Source organism: Enterobacter cloacae complex sp. IR5402, assembly GCF_049238125.1.
Lineage (GTDB): Bacteria > Pseudomonadota > Gammaproteobacteria > Enterobacterales > Enterobacteriaceae > Enterobacter > Enterobacter hormaechei_C.
In genome coordinates this window covers 1-14,789 of sequence record NZ_JBMKHO010000005.1, presented here as the reverse complement: position 1 = coordinate 14,789, position 14,789 = coordinate 1, and the positions used below count along the sequence as shown (strand labels likewise).

General features: G+C 55.6%; 12 protein-coding genes. 8 read left to right on the top strand and 4 right to left on the bottom strand.

Annotation, left to right across the window (positions count from 1 at the left end):
- The first annotated feature begins 104 nt into the window (after positions 1–104).
- Complete coding sequence (gene asnA, locus ACOTXL_RS10485) at positions 105–1,097, top strand: aspartate--ammonia ligase (RefSeq protein ID WP_003862385.1); 993 nt, start codon at positions 105–107, stop codon at positions 1,095–1,097.
- Here asnA and viaA read toward each other — a convergent pair whose 3' ends face one another.
- Positions 1,098–2,549, bottom strand: coding sequence for an ATPase RavA stimulator ViaA (gene viaA / locus ACOTXL_RS10480; RefSeq protein WP_045617385.1), 1,452 nt, complete (start codon positions 2,547–2,549; stop codon positions 1,098–1,100). It lies immediately after the preceding gene.
- Positions 2,543–4,039, bottom strand: a complete 1,497-nt coding sequence (gene ravA, locus ACOTXL_RS10475) for an ATPase RavA (protein WP_003862389.1) — start codon at positions 4,037–4,039, stop codon at positions 2,543–2,545. Before ravA ends, viaA begins: the two co-directional genes overlap by 7 nt.
- A gap of 222 nt (positions 4,040–4,261) precedes the next feature.
- Here ravA and kup point away from each other — a divergent pair, with 222 nt between their 5' ends.
- From kup to rbsR, 7 genes are all read left to right on the top strand, one after another.
- On the top strand, positions 4,262–6,130 hold the full coding sequence (kup, locus tag ACOTXL_RS10470) for a low affinity potassium transporter Kup (RefSeq protein WP_003862390.1): 1,869 nt from the start codon (positions 4,262–4,264) through the stop codon (positions 6,128–6,130).
- A gap of 225 nt (positions 6,131–6,355) precedes the next feature.
- Complete coding sequence (gene rbsD / locus ACOTXL_RS10465) at positions 6,356–6,775, top strand: D-ribose pyranase (RefSeq protein WP_003862392.1); 420 nt, start codon at positions 6,356–6,358, stop codon at positions 6,773–6,775.
- Between the two features lie 7 nt (positions 6,776–6,782).
- Positions 6,783–8,288, top strand: a complete 1,506-nt coding sequence (gene rbsA / locus ACOTXL_RS10460; RefSeq protein ID WP_003862393.1) for a ribose ABC transporter ATP-binding protein RbsA — start codon at positions 6,783–6,785, stop codon at positions 8,286–8,288.
- Positions 8,289–8,292: 4 nt separating this feature from the next.
- The gene (gene rbsC, locus ACOTXL_RS10455; protein ID WP_023315066.1) at positions 8,293–9,258 is read left to right on the top strand and encodes a ribose ABC transporter permease; all 966 of its coding nucleotides are present in this window, start codon (positions 8,293–8,295) and stop codon (positions 9,256–9,258) included.
- 27 nt (positions 9,259–9,285) lie between these two features.
- Entirely contained in the window at positions 9,286–10,176 is an 891-nt protein-coding gene (gene rbsB, locus ACOTXL_RS10450) for a ribose ABC transporter substrate-binding protein RbsB (protein WP_003862397.1), read from the top strand.
- A 108-nt stretch (positions 10,177–10,284) separates the two neighbouring features.
- Positions 10,285–11,214: a ribokinase gene (rbsK, locus tag ACOTXL_RS10445; RefSeq protein ID WP_003862399.1), complete on the top strand. Its 930-nt coding sequence runs from the start codon at positions 10,285–10,287 to the stop codon at positions 11,212–11,214.
- Between the two features lie 3 nt (positions 11,215–11,217).
- On the top strand, positions 11,218–12,210 hold the full coding sequence (rbsR, locus tag ACOTXL_RS10440; RefSeq protein ID WP_003862402.1) for a ribose operon transcriptional repressor RbsR: 993 nt from the start codon (positions 11,218–11,220) through the stop codon (positions 12,208–12,210).
- Here rbsR and mdtD read toward each other — a convergent pair.
- Positions 12,176–13,609, bottom strand: coding sequence for a multidrug transporter subunit MdtD (gene mdtD, locus ACOTXL_RS10435; protein ID WP_003862403.1), 1,434 nt, complete (start codon positions 13,607–13,609; stop codon positions 12,176–12,178). The genes rbsR and mdtD overlap by 35 nt on opposite strands.
- Positions 13,606–14,313, bottom strand: a complete 708-nt coding sequence (locus tag ACOTXL_RS10430) for a FadR/GntR family transcriptional regulator (RefSeq protein ID WP_003862405.1) — start codon at positions 14,311–14,313, stop codon at positions 13,606–13,608. The genes mdtD and ACOTXL_RS10430 overlap by 4 nt, the downstream gene beginning before the upstream one ends.
- Positions 14,314–14,789 lie beyond the last annotated feature (476 nt).

Here is a 14,789-nt window from a genome sequence, read left to right as displayed (position 1 = left end):
TTTTAACGAATCAAAAGTGAAGGAGGCTTTTTGTTGATGGGTTATTGAATTAAGCGCCTGTTCTGTTGCTTAATCAGTATCAACAGGACGCAGGAGTATAAATAATGAAAACCGCTTACATCGCAAAACAACGCCAGATCAGTTTCGTTAAATCCCATTTTTCCCGCCAGCTGGAAGAGAAGCTTGGCCTTATTGAAGTTCAGGCGCCGATTCTGAGCCGCGTGGGTGACGGGACGCAGGATAACTTGTCTGGTTGCGAAAAAGCGGTACAGGTAAAAGTGAAAACACTGCCAGACGCCCAGTTCGAAGTGGTTCATTCCCTGGCGAAGTGGAAGCGTCAAACCCTGGGACAACACGACTTCAGCGCGGGCGAAGGGCTTTACACGCACATGAAAGCCCTTCGCCCCGATGAAGACCGTCTCTCCCCAATTCACTCTGTCTACGTTGACCAGTGGGACTGGGAGCGCGTAATGGGTGACGGCGAGCGCCACGTTGGCACGCTGAAGTCTACCGTTGAGGCGATCTACGCCGGGATCAAAGCGACCGAAGCGGCCGTGAGCAAAGAGTTTGGTCTGGCACCGTTCCTGCCGGAAACGATCCACTTTGTTCACAGTCAGGAATTGCTGAGCCGTTTCCCGGATCTGGATGCCAAAGGCCGTGAACGCGCGATTGCCAAAGAGCTTGGCGCGGTATTCCTGATCGGCATTGGCGGAAAATTGTCTGATGGTAAACGTCACGACGTCCGTGCGCCGGATTACGATGACTGGAGCACAGTGGGCGAAAGCGAATATGCTGGTCTGAACGGCGATATTCTGGTCTGGAACCCGGTTCTGGAAGATGCGTTTGAACTCTCTTCAATGGGGATCCGCGTGGATGCTGAAGCACTGAAGCGTCAGCTGGCCGTGACCGGTGATGAGGATCGTCTGCAACTGGAATGGCACCAGGCGCTGCTGCGCGGTGAAATGCCGCAGACCATCGGCGGTGGTATTGGCCAGTCTCGTCTGACCATGCTGCTGTTGCAACTGTCCCATATCGGTCAGGTGCAGTGTGGGGTCTGGCCGCAGCAGGTACGTGAGAGCGTCGGTTCTCTTCTTTAATTAACGTCGCCAGCGTCTGAGCAGGCGGCTACGCAACCCGGTATCAAAGCGCCAGATATGATCGAAGATGCGCATGATGCCGGGTTTTCCATGTGCAGACATCGCCACGGCATGGAAACGGTGCTGGTGCACGCGCTGCATCTCCTTCACTTTATTCACGACGTCGTCCGGCAGCCGCTGGGCAATAAAATCGGAAATCACCACCGCATCCGCGTCGTACCAGTCACCGCCCTGCATGCGCTCAATGATACTGCGAAAACAGCTGGCCAGATCGGTGCCGCCGCGAAAGCGCCGGCTTAAAAAGCGGATCGCCTGCTCCAGCCCCTGCGGGCTGGTCAGTTCATACCCCACCACTTCGCTGGAAAAGAGCATGATGTAGCAGCGACGACGATCGGCGAGCGCCACGCGCATCAGGGCCAGGCAGAACGCTTTTGCGCACTGTTCATTAAAGCCCCCCATCGATCCGGACGTATCGACGCAAACAATGAATGGGCCGCGCGGTTGCTCATCAAAATCCTGGTGCACCACCGGACGCTGGCTGATCTTCTCGCGCCAAGCTTCGCCATGCAGTCGATAGGTAATGAGCTGTTTTTCCACCAGCCGACGATAAAACTCATACTCCAGTTCGGTCATTCCCAGCGTGCTGAGTTCCGTAGGCAGCAGACGCAGGATGTCATCGCTTTGCTGTAACCCGTCCACCTGCTCCGGTACGGTGGAGGGCTCGCGTACCAGCGTTCGGAAGGTCTCCATCGGCGCATCTTTCTTTGGGACCGACCGGGCCTCCCGGGAGCGGCCGAGCTGTTCTGCGAGCTTCATCAGCTCCGGCTGTTGCGCCAGAAAGTCGCCGTACTTCACGATCAGCTGATAATCGCCCCGCTTTAACTGGCCGGCACTCATATCCCAGAGTCGACCAGCGGCGTTTTCATTCTCCACCAGCACCTGTTCTAACTGGCCGCTCAGGGTCATTCGCTCCTGGGCCTCACTGAGCAACTGTTCGCGCTCTTCGTCCAGCAACTGCTGATTGAGGGCCGTGGCCTGGACCACAAGGCTCAGTCGCCAGCGCTGTAAAAACAGCGTATGCAGGGCGGGAGTGAAGCTGGGGTTGTCCGTGACCAGCGCTCTGGCCTGGCTGGCAAACGGGGAGTGAACGTTATCAAGCAGCGTCAGGGTTTGCTGTAGCTGGGCAATAAACTGCGGCGTTGAAAGCCGCTGGCACTGCTGGTAACCAGCCACTTCCTCTGTCAGTTCCGGCGGGACTTCCGTCTCCTTAAACCGCTGGCGCAGGTTATCGCGCCAGCGGGGAAGATCGTCCGTCATTGCTTTTCGAAGCTTCGGGAATTTTTCAAAGAAGGCCGCCAGCTGCGGTGAAGCGAGCAGGGTAATGACGACCTCTTCGATCAACCCTTCCTCGCTAACCGCCAGCATGACGTTAAGCGTGTCCAGCGTTAGCATTGACGAGCCTGTTTGATCTGCGCGCTGACATCCTGCAAGCTGGCTTCAATGCGACCTAACCAGTCGCTATGGATAAAGAGGCATTTCTGCTGCTCGCTGAAGCGGGTGTGCTGCTGATGCCATTCGTTATCCAGCGCGTCGAGCTGCTGTTTGATCTCCTCCGGCACAGTGTCGGAGGCCGTGCCCGGCAGAGCCAGGCGCGATCCCTGAAGGCTGACGTCGCGGATCACAAGGTGCTGGCTGCTGTCGACTTCCATCGACAACGGCTGTGCAAAGCCGATACCGTTGAGTTTACCGCGGATCTCACCGCCCTTATCCAGCCACTGAACCAGCGCAACGCGTTCGATAGTCACATGCACAACCTGCATATCATGAAGCTTCAGCGGCTGCTGAAGAAGAAGCGTTAGCGAGGCGTCAGTCAGCCCGGCTGGCAGTTCGTAGTGCGGTTTACGGGCAAACATCCCGCCAAGACGGTTCACCTTCAGCGCGGTTTTGTCACTTTGCTGCTGCTGGAGCTGAAGGCGACGTTGAGCAATCGCCCCCAGTTGATTAAGCATGGATTGCTGACCCCACGCGTGTCCGGTCATCAAAACGTCCAGCTGCTGCTGCATCAGATTCATCCCTTCTGCGTCGTGCCACAGGCAGTCTTTCAGCAGGATTAGATCGATGGGAGCGACAGCATCGCGGCCGCTAAACAGCGCGCTTGCCTGGAGCAGGCGAATTGCTTTTTTCCAGCGACGATCGGAGACGTACGGCGCGGAGGGCAGTAAATCAAGCTGCTGGCGCAGCATGAAGATCAGCTCAAAAACGGGATCGGGCAGTTTTATCTTGCCGATCTCCTCCTGCCACTGGTGGTATTCCTCGTCCGTGACCTGCAATGACGCTGCCACCGGATTTTCGTTTTCATCCTGCTGGCTTACCAGCATAGAACGGAAGTTTGATTTATCCTGGACTTTATCCAGCCACAGGCGGATCAACATACGGTCATACAGCGCTTCCAGGCTGCTGTCGGCTTCGGGCAGTTCGTTTGACGCGGCCACCAGCAGGCGCATGGGGATCTTCTCTTCGCTGGCGCCGTTGCGGAATCGGCGTTCGTTAATTGCCGTCAGCAGGGTATTCAGAATGGCCGGGCCGGCTTTCCAGATCTCATCAAGAAAGACGATTTCCGCTTCCGGGAGATAGCCCGCCGTCAGACGTTCATAGCGTCCCTCATCTTTTAGCGCCTGAATGGAGAGTGGGCCGAAAACTTCTTCCGGCGTGGAGAAGCGCGTCATCAAATACTCGAATGCGCGCGCGTTCTGGAAAGCGAATTTGAGGCGGCGTGCGATCAGACTTTTGGCAATGCCCGGCGGCCCCAGCAGAAACACGCTTTCCCCGCTCAGCGCCGCCAGTAAACAGAGGCGAATGGCGTGGCTACGCTCGTAAAGGCCTTTTTCCAGCGCACTGCTGAGGCGGGAAATTCTTTCTGCTAATAAATGTGAGTGAGCCATAATAGTTTTGCATCCTTTCGCCGTCGTGGCGGCTAATTGAAGCGAGTATAGACGTTTCGGTCTGGCCTGGTAATAGGCTGAAGTGCGGCGCTATTTTCTTTGCGCTACATTAATGTGGCTGCATTTAGGGGTACGATTTTGCATTGAATCGTGCATACTGTGCGCTTTTTGTGGGCCAAGGGACTAAGCACACATTTGTTATTCAAACGAAAAGACTAGTCTATGAGCACTGATAATAAGCAATCATTACCCGCAGTAACGCTTGCGGCGATCGGGGTTGTCTACGGTGATATCGGCACCAGCCCGCTTTATACGCTTCGTGAATGTCTGTCCGGTCAGTTTGGTTTTGGTGTAGAGCGTGACGCCGTATTTGGTTTCCTCTCGCTCATCTTCTGGCTGCTGATCCTGGTGGTCTCCCTTAAGTATCTCTCTTTCGTTATGCGGGCTGATAACGCGGGCGAGGGCGGTATTCTGACCCTGATGTCCCTTGCCGGGCGCAATACGTCTGCAAGAATGACCTCCGTGCTGGTCATCATTGGCCTGATTGGCGGCAGCTTCTTCTATGGAGAAGTCGTGATTACGCCGGCGATTTCGGTAATGTCGGCCATAGAGGGGCTGGAGATTGTCGCGCCACAGCTTGATACGTGGGTGGTGCCACTCGCTATTATCGTGCTGACGTTACTGTTTGCTATACAAAAACACGGTACCGGGCTGGTGGGTAAGCTGTTCGCGCCTATTATGCTGGCCTGGTTCCTGATCCTGGCGGCGCTGGGCTTACGCAGTATTATCGCCAACCCGGATGTCCTGCACGCGCTGAACCCATTGTGGGCGGTGCATTTCTTCCTGGAATATAAAGTGGTGTCGTTTGTGGCGCTGGGCGCGGTGGTACTTTCCATTACCGGTGTTGAAGCGCTGTATGCGGATATGGGCCACTTCGGGAAACTCCCTATTCGCGTCGCATGGTTTAGCGTGGTCTTGCCTTCACTGGTGCTGAATTATTTCGGTCAGGGCGCGCTGCTGCTTGCACACCCTGAAGCGATTAAAAACCCGTTCTTCCTGCTGGCGCCGGACTGGGCGCTGGTTCCGATGCTGATCCTGGCGACGCTGGCGACGGTCATTGCCTCTCAGGCTGTCATTTCCGGCGTATTCTCCCTGACGCGTCAGGCCGTGCGGTTGGGTTATCTCTCCCCAATGCGCATTATCCATACCTCAGAGATGGAGTCTGGCCAGATCTACATTCCGTTCGTCAACTGGCTGCTCTACTTCGCGGTGGTGATTGTCATCGTCAGCTTTGAGCACTCCAGTAATCTGGCGGCGGCGTACGGTATCGCGGTAACCGGAACGATGGTGTTGACCTCTATTCTCTCCACCACCGTGGCGTACCGTAACTGGCACTGGAATAAGTTCCTCGTGGGGCTGATCCTGGTTGGCTTCCTCTGTATCGACGTGCCGCTGTTTTCTGCGAATCTCGACAAGATTGTCTCCGGTGGCTGGCTGCCGCTGACGCTGGGTCTGGTGATGTTTATTGTGATGACGACGTGGAAGAGCGAACGTTTCCGCCTGCTGCGTCGTATGCATGAGCACGGTAACTCTCTGGAGGCGATGATTGCCTCGCTGGAGAAATCCCCACCGGTGCGCGTGCCGGGCACGGCGGTGTATATGTCTCGCGCGCTGAACGTAATCCCGTTTGCGCTGATGCATAACCTCAAGCACAACAAAGTGCTGCACGAGCGCGTGATCCTGCTGACGCTGCGTACTGAAGATGCGCCGTACGTTCACAACGTGCGTCGCGTACAGATTGAACAGCTGTCGCCAACCTTCTGGCGCGTGGTGGCAAGCTACGGCTGGCGCGAAACGCCGAACGTGGAAGAGGTGTTCCACCGCTGCGGTCTGGAAGGCCTGAGTTGCCGCATGATGGAGACGTCGTTCTTTATGTCCCACGAGTCGCTGATCATCGGCAAGCGCCCATGGTATCTGCGCCTGCGCGGCAAGCTGTATCTCATTCTGCAACGTAACGCCCTGCGTGCGCCTGACCAGTTTGAGATCCCGCCTAATCGCGTGATTGAGCTGGGCACGCAGGTCGAGATTTAAGACTCCGTGCGGGCTGATGCCCTCACCCCGACCCTCTCCCACAGGGAGAGGGCGCAACCATAAAATACGGTAACCTGACGGTTACCGTTTTGCATTTACCTCCTCTGCATTTCACTTAGCGAAACGTTTCGACGTTGATCACAAATCCGTTACGTCATGATGGTTTTCTGAACACTTCTGCGGCTACACTGTTTTTAGCGAAACGTTTCGCTAGTGGAGCAAAAAATGAAGAAAGGCACAGTACTCAACTCAGAAATCTCATCGGTGATTTCCCGTCTTGGGCATACCGATACGCTGGTGGTTTGCGATGCAGGCTTACCGGTTCCGCGCAGCACAACCCGTATCGATATGGCGTTAACGCAGGGCGTGCCCTCGTTCATGCAGGTACTGGAAGTGGTCACCGCGGAGATGCAGGTTGAGGCGGCCATTCTCGCGGCGGAAATCAAACAACATAATCCGCAACTCCACGAAACGTTGCTCAGCCACATTGAGCAACTGCAACAGCACCAGGGAAACACCATAGAAATTCGTTACACAACGCACGAGCAGTTCAAACAACAAACCGCAGACAGTCAGGCGGTGATTCGCAGCGGGGAGTGTTCCCCGTATGCGAATATCATTCTCTGTGCTGGCGTCACCTTCTGAGGCCATCATGGACGCATTACTGCAACTCAAAGGGATCGATAAATCGTTCCCGGGCGTAAAAGCCCTCTCCGGCGCGGCGCTGAACGTCTATTCCGGGCGCGTCATGGCGCTGGTGGGCGAAAACGGCGCCGGCAAATCCACCATGATGAAAGTGCTGACCGGTATCTACCAACGCGATGCCGGTTCGCTGCTGTGGCTGGGTAAAGAGACCACCTTCAACGGCCCTAAATCCTCTCAGGAAGCGGGCATCGGCATCATCCACCAGGAGCTGAACCTGATCCCGCAGCTCACCATTGCGGAGAACATCTTCCTCGGCCGTGAGTTCGTGAACCGGTTTGGCAAAATCGACTGGAAAACCATGTATGCCGAAGCGGACAAACTGCTGGCGAAGCTGAATCTGCGCTTTAAGAGCGACCGACTGGTGGGCGACCTTTCCATCGGCGATCAGCAGATGGTGGAAATCGCGAAGGTGCTGAGCTTCGAGTCGAAGGTCATCATTATGGATGAACCGACCGACGCCCTGACCGATACCGAAACCGAATCCTTGTTCCGCGTGATCCGTGAGCTGAAATCCCAGGGCCGCGGCATTGTCTATATCTCACACCGCATGAAAGAGATCTTCGAAATCTGCGACGACGTCACCGTCTTTCGCGACGGGCAGTTTATTGCCGAGCGCGAAGTAGCAACCCTGACCGAAGATTCGCTGATCGAAATGATGGTGGGACGTAAGCTCGAAGATCAGTATCCACATCTGGAGAAAGCGCCGGGTGAGATCCGCCTGAAGGTGGATAACCTCTGCGGACCGGGCGTGAATGACGTCTCCTTTACCCTGCGCAAGGGCGAGATCCTTGGCGTCGCGGGCCTGATGGGGGCGGGGCGTACTGAACTGATGAAAGTGCTCTATGGCGCACTGCCGCGCACCAGCGGCTACGTTACCCTTGACGGTCATGAAGTGGTCACCCGCTCGCCGCAGGACGGGCTGGCGAATGGCATCGTCTATATCTCTGAAGACCGTAAGCGCGACGGCTTAGTGCTGGGCATGTCGGTAAAAGAGAACATGTCCCTGACTGCGCTAGGCTATTTCAGCCGCAGCGGCGGCAGCCTGAAACACAAAGATGAGCAGCAGGCGGTCAGCGATTTTATCCGTCTCTTTAACGTTAAAACCCCATCGATGGAGCAGGCGATTGGCCTGTTGTCCGGCGGTAATCAGCAGAAAGTGGCGATTGCCCGCGGGTTGATGACGCGCCCGAAAGTACTGATCCTCGATGAGCCCACCCGCGGCGTGGACGTGGGCGCGAAAAAAGAGATCTATCAGCTGATTAACCAGTTCAAGGCCGACGGTCTGAGCATCATTCTGGTCTCTTCCGAGATGCCAGAAGTATTGGGCATGAGCGATCGCATTATCGTCATGCATGAAGGGCATCTCGGCGGTGAATTCACTCGCGAGCAGGCCACCCAGGAAGTTCTGATGGCTGCCGCTGTGGGCAAGCTTAATCGCGTGAATCAGGAGTAAGAAGATGACTACCCAGGCTGTTTCTGGTCGCCGCTATTTCACAAAGACGTGGCTGATGGAACAAAAATCGCTGATTGCCCTGCTGGTGCTGATCGCGATTGTCTCGACCATGAGCCCGAACTTTTTTACCGTCAATAACCTGTTCAACATTCTTCAGCAGACCTCTGTCAACGCCATTATGGCGGTGGGGATGACGCTGGTGATTTTGACCTCGGGTATCGATCTGTCCGTCGGTTCCCTGCTGGCCCTCACCGGCGCGATCGCCGCGTCGATTGTCGGTATTGAGGTCAACGCGCTGGTGGCCGTTGCCGCTGCGCTGGCGGCAGGTGCGGCAATTGGCGCCGTAACCGGCGTAATTGTGGCGAAAGGTCGCGTTCAGGCGTTCATCGCCACGCTGGTGATGATGCTGCTGCTGCGCGGTGTGACCATGGTGTACACCAACGGCAGCCCGATTAATACCGGCTTTACCGATAACGCCGATCTGTTTGGCTGGTTCGGTATCGGTCGCCCGCTGGGTGTCCCGACCCCGGTCTGGATCATGGCTATCGTTTTCCTGGCGGCGTGGTACATGCTGCACCATACCCGTCTGGGTCGTTATATATATGCGCTGGGCGGTAACGAAGCGGCAACGCGCCTGTCCGGTATCAGCGTTAATAAAGTCAAAATTATCGTTTACTCCCTGTGCGGCCTGCTGGCGTCTCTGGCGGGCATCATCGAAGTGGCGCGCCTCTCTTCCGCACAGCCAACGGCGGGTACGGGCTATGAGCTGGATGCCATCGCGGCAGTGGTTCTGGGCGGTACGAGCCTTGCGGGCGGTAAAGGTCGCATTGTTGGGACATTGATCGGCGCACTGATCCTCGGTTTCCTGAATAATGGTTTGAATTTGTTAGGTGTTTCCTCCTATTACCAGATGATCGTTAAGGCAGTGGTGATTTTGCTGGCGGTACTGGTAGACAACAAAAAACAGTAACTGACGACACTACAGGACATCTTAGATATGAACATGAAAAAACTGGCTACCCTGGTTTCTGCTGTCGCGCTGAGCGCAACCGTAAGTGCTAACGCCATGGCGAAGGACACCATCGCGCTGGTTGTCTCTACCCTGAACAACCCGTTCTTCGTCTCCCTGAAGGATGGCGCGCAGAAAGAAGCAGATAAACTGGGCTACAACCTGGTGGTGCTGGATTCTCAGAACAACCCGGCGAAAGAGCTGGCTAACGTTCAGGACTTAACCGTTCGTGGCACCAAAATCCTGCTGATCAACCCAACCGATTCCGACGCGGTCGGTAATGCCGTGAAGATGGCAAACCAGGCGAAGATCCCGGTAATCACCCTTGACCGTCAGGCAACGAAAGGGGATGTGGTCAGCCACATTGCGTCTGATAACGTACTGGGCGGAAAAATCGCCGGCGACTACATCGCGAAGAAAGCCGGTGAAGGCGCGAAAGTGATTGAGTTGCAGGGTATCGCCGGGACTTCCGCGGCCCGTGAACGTGGTGAAGGTTTCCAGCAGGCTGTAGCGGCGCACAAATTCAACGTGCTGGCGAGCCAGCCGGCAGACTTCGACCGTACAAAGGGTCTGAACGTCATGCAGAACCTGCTGACCGCGCATCCTGATGTGCAGGCCGTATTCGCACAGAACGACGAAATGGCGCTCGGTGCGCTGCGTGCGCTCCAGACTGCGGGTAAATCAGATGTGATGGTTGTCGGATTTGACGGCACGCCGGATGGTGAAAAAGCAGTAAATGATGGCAAACTGGCTGCGACCATCGCTCAGCTGCCTGAGCAGATTGGCGCGACTGGCGTGCAAACTGCCGATAAAGTGCTGAAGGGCGAAAAAGTTCAGGCCAAATATCCTGTTGACCTGAAACTGGTCATTAAGCAGTAAAGGCGATTCAGGCAGTCGCTGGCTGCCTGAGGGACACCAAATAAAAGAAAAGTGTGGCATACGCCACCGGGTAATACCGGTGGCGCTCTCAGATGGACACCTCAATACATGAAAACCGCAGGCAACCTCGTCGTCCTTGGCAGTATCAATGCCGATCACATTCTTAACCTTGAAACGTTCCCCACTCCGGGCGAAACCGTCACCGGCAATCAGTATCAGGTGGCGTTCGGCGGTAAGGGCGCAAACCAGGCGGTTGCCGCCGGACGCAGCGGGGCGAATATCGCGTTTATCGCCTGTACGGGTGATGACGATACCGGCGAGCGCGTACGCAAACAGCTCGCAAGCGACAACATCGACATCGCACCCGTCAGCGTGGTTGCAGGGGAGTCTACCGGCGTGGCGCTGATTTTCGTCAATGCGGAAGGTGAGAATGTCATCGGTATTCATGCGGGGGCTAATGCCGCGTTAACGACTGAACGCGTCGAAGCGCAGCGTGGAATCATCGCCGGAGCGGAAGCCCTGCTGATGCAACTGGAGTCACCGGTTGAAAGCGTGCTGGCCGCTGCGAAAATTGCGCATGAAAATCATACCTCTGTCGTACTTAACCCGGCACCTGCCCGTGTATTATCAGACGAGCTGCTGGCGCTGGTGGATATTATCACCCCGAACGAAACCGAAGCGGAAAAGCTGACGGGTATCCGTGTCGAAAATGATGACGATGCAGCGCGTGCCGCGCTTGCGCTGCATGATAAAGGCATCGGCACCGTGATCATCACCCTCGGCAGCCGTGGGGTGTGGGCTAGCGTCAATGGCGAAGGTCGTCGCGTGCCGGGCTTTAAGGTCAAAGCCATTGATACCATCGCCGCAGGAGACACCTTCAACGGTGCGCTGGTAACGGCGCTGCTGGAAGGAAAAGCAATGGATGACGCGATCCGCTTCGCGCATGCCGCCGCTGCGATCGCGGTGACGCGTAAAGGCGCTCAGCCTTCTGTTCCATGGCGTAAAGAGATTGATGAATTCTTAAGTCAGCAGGGGTAACGCTTGGCCACAATGAAAGATGTCGCCCGTATGGCGGGCGTTTCTACCTCGACTGTTTCCCACGTTATCAATAACGATCGCTTCGTCAGCGAGGCGATTCGGGAGAAAGTTGACGCTGCAATTAAAGAACTCAACTATGCGCCGTCCGCGCTGGCGCGCAGCCTGAAGCTTAACCAGACGCGCACCATCGGCATGCTGATCACGGCCAGTACCAATCCTTTCTATTCTGAACTGGTGCGCGGCGTGGAGCGCAGCTGCTTCGAGCGCGGCTACAGCCTGGTGCTGTGCAATACCGAAGGCGATGAGCAGCGCATGAACCGTAACCTGGAAACGCTGATGCAAAAACGCGTCGACGGGCTGCTGCTACTCTGTACCGAAACGCATCAACCTTCGAAAGAGATCATCCAGCGCTACCCTTCTATTCCCACGGTGATGATGGACTGGGCGCCGTTCGACGGCACCAGCGATCTGATCCAGGATAACTCGCTGCTGGGCGGCGATATGGCGACTCAGCATCTGATCGATAAAGGTCATACCCGCATTGCCTGTATTACCGGCCCGCTGGATAAAACCCCGGCGCGCTTGCGTCTGGAAGGCTATCTTTCGGCCATGGAACGGGCGGGGCTTGCCATTCCTGATGGCTATCGCATCACCGGCGATTTCGAATTTAACGGTGGATTTGAAGCAATGCAGAAACTGCTGGCGCAAGAGCCGCGCCCGCAGGCGGTGTTTATCGGTAATGATGCGATGGCATTCGGAGCTTATCAGGCGCTTTATCAGGCGGGATTACGTGTCCCGGACGACATGGCGATCGTCGGTTACGATGATATCGAACTGGCGCGCTACATGACGCCGCCGCTGACCACCATCCATCAGCCGAAAGATGAACTGGGCGAGCTGGCCATCGATGTGTTGATCCACCGCATGGCCCAGCCCACGCTGCAACAGCAACGTTTGCAGCTTACTCCTGTTCTGATGGAACGCGGTTCGGTTTAGCCTTCTCTTTGTGACGCTCTTTAATCAGGTTCCGGCCGTCTTTTGGTTTTAACAACATAAAGACCACCGCCGATACCACGGTAAGCGCGCCCATGGTGATAAAGGTATAGTGGAACTGCTCAACGGTATTTGTACCGTCAAACCCTTCATAAAATCGCAGTACCGCCGCGCTCACGGCAACCCCGAGGCTGATCGACAGCTGTTGAGTGACCGCCAGTACGCTGTTGCCGCTGCTGGCATTCTCGTCGGTGAGGTCCGCAAGGGTGATGGTGTTCATCGACGTAAACTGCGTCGACATGGCCATACCCAGCACAAACAGCGGCAGGATCAGCATCCAGATTGGTAACGCCGCAGATTGCAGAGAGAACTGCGCAATCATCAATCCGATAAAGATCGTCACGCCAACCAGCGTCTTACGATAGCCAAACCAGCGCAGCACCTGCGTGACCGTCGATTTTGCCAGAATCGAGCCCATCGCCGTGGGCGCCATCATGCAGCCAGCAATCAGGGCCGGATAGCCGAAACCGACCTGGAGCATCAGCGGCATCAGGAACGGTACGCAGCCCGTGCCCAGACGTGAGGCAATGTTGCCCGCAATCCCGACGGAGAACGTTCGGGTGTTAAACAGAGATAAAGAGATAAGCGGTGTCGGATGGCGACGCGCATGACGTATATATAGAAGGAACAGCAGAATCCCGCTAAGGATGACGGCCAGCGCCAGCCACGTCGCTACGATTTTCTCGCCAAACAGCTCCATCCCGCTGGAGAACAGGACCAGGCTCAGGCCAAACAGAAAGAAGCCGCCCATATCGAAGCTGCGTCTTGGCGTGGTGAAGTTCGGCATATATTTGCGAGCATAAATCAGCCCTGCCACACCAATCGGAATATTAATCAGGAAGATCCAGTGCCAGCTTGCCCAGGTCACCAGGACGCCGCCGAGAACCGGGCCAAGTATCGGGCCGACCAGCCCCGGCATAGTCACAAAGTTGAGCACCGGGAGCAGTTCGCTGCGCGGATAGGCGCGCAATAACGCCAGACGCGCGACGGGCATCATCATCGCGCCGCCTATCCCCTGTAGAACGCGGAAGATAACCAGTTCCGTCAGAGAGGTGGAGAGGGCGCAAGCCAGAGAACCGAGGGTGAACAACGTCACCGCCAGCATGAATACTTTACGCGTGCCGAAACGATCGGCCAGCCAGCCGCTGACCGGAATAAGCATCGCCACCGTCAGGGTGTAGCTGATGATGGCGGATTGCATCGCCAGCGGGGAGCGGTTAAGGCTTTGGGCTATGGCGGGAAGGGCGGTATTGAGGATAGTGGCATCAAGTGCCTGCATAAAGAACGCCATGGCTGCAATCCACGGCAATCCGGCCATACTGCGTGCTTTTTTCTCTGTCATTTATTTACCTGCTGGTGGGTTGGCGCGGCCAGCAACGCCTGGCACGCACTCAGGGCTCGCTGCCCGTCGCTCTCCTGAATGGCATCGACTATCGCCTGATGCAGATCCAGCTTCACCACCTCATCCTGTGTGATAGAGGTAAAGTAAGTGTGGTACACAGAATGGAATAAAGAAGCAAAGGAGGTCAGGAAAGGATTTCCGCTCATATTATAGATATGTTCATGCCAGGCCATATCGACCGCTATCCAGCGCTCGCGGTTAAAGTGCTTTTTCAGATCCACCATCTCTTCCATCAAAGTATTGAGCTGCGCTTTTTGCTCTGCTGTGCCGAGCGTGGCGGCAAGCAGACAGGCCTGAGGTTCAAGACTGCTGCGCATGACCAGAAAGTGATCGACGACCTGATTAAAGTTATCTTCGGTCATCCACCAGGTGAGCAACTCCTGATCGAGAAAGTTCCAGTTTCCCTGAGGCATAACGCGGGTGCCAATGCGCGGGCGTGGAAGCACCATCCCTTTCGCCGTTAATGTTTTTACCGCTTCGCGAACGGCTGTACGGCTAACGCCAAACTGATCTCCCAGCTCCATCTCGCTGGGCAGGATGCTACCTGGAGCATATTTACCCGCTAAGATCAGCTGCGCCAGTTTCTCTGCCAGCACATAGGACAGGTTTTTTTGAGCTGCCAGCTGTTGTGCGCTTAATGGCATCGCTTTTATTCCTTAGATATTGATGCGGCTAATTATGCCATCTCAGGTGTGATTGTGGTTGCAGATACATCAAATAGAACAATTTGTAGCTGGATCTCATCGCTTTTGGTGAAAAAAAACACGGTCAGAAATTTTTTTTAAATTTCCTCTTGTCACTTCAGAAGAACTCCCTATAATGCGCCTCCACTGACACGGAACAACGGCACACACGCCGCCGGGTCAGCAGAGAAAAGCAAAACAAACGCTTGACTCTGAAGCGGGAAAGCGTAATATGCACACCCCGCGCCGCAGCGAAAACGAAGCGGCACTGCTCTTTAACAATTTATCAGACAATCTGTGTGGGCACTCAAAGTGACATGGATTCTTAATGTCCTCGGACACTAAATGAATACCAAGTCTCAACGAGTGAACACGTAATTCATTACGAAGTTTAATTCATTGAGCATCAAACTTTTAAATTGAAGAGTTTGATCATG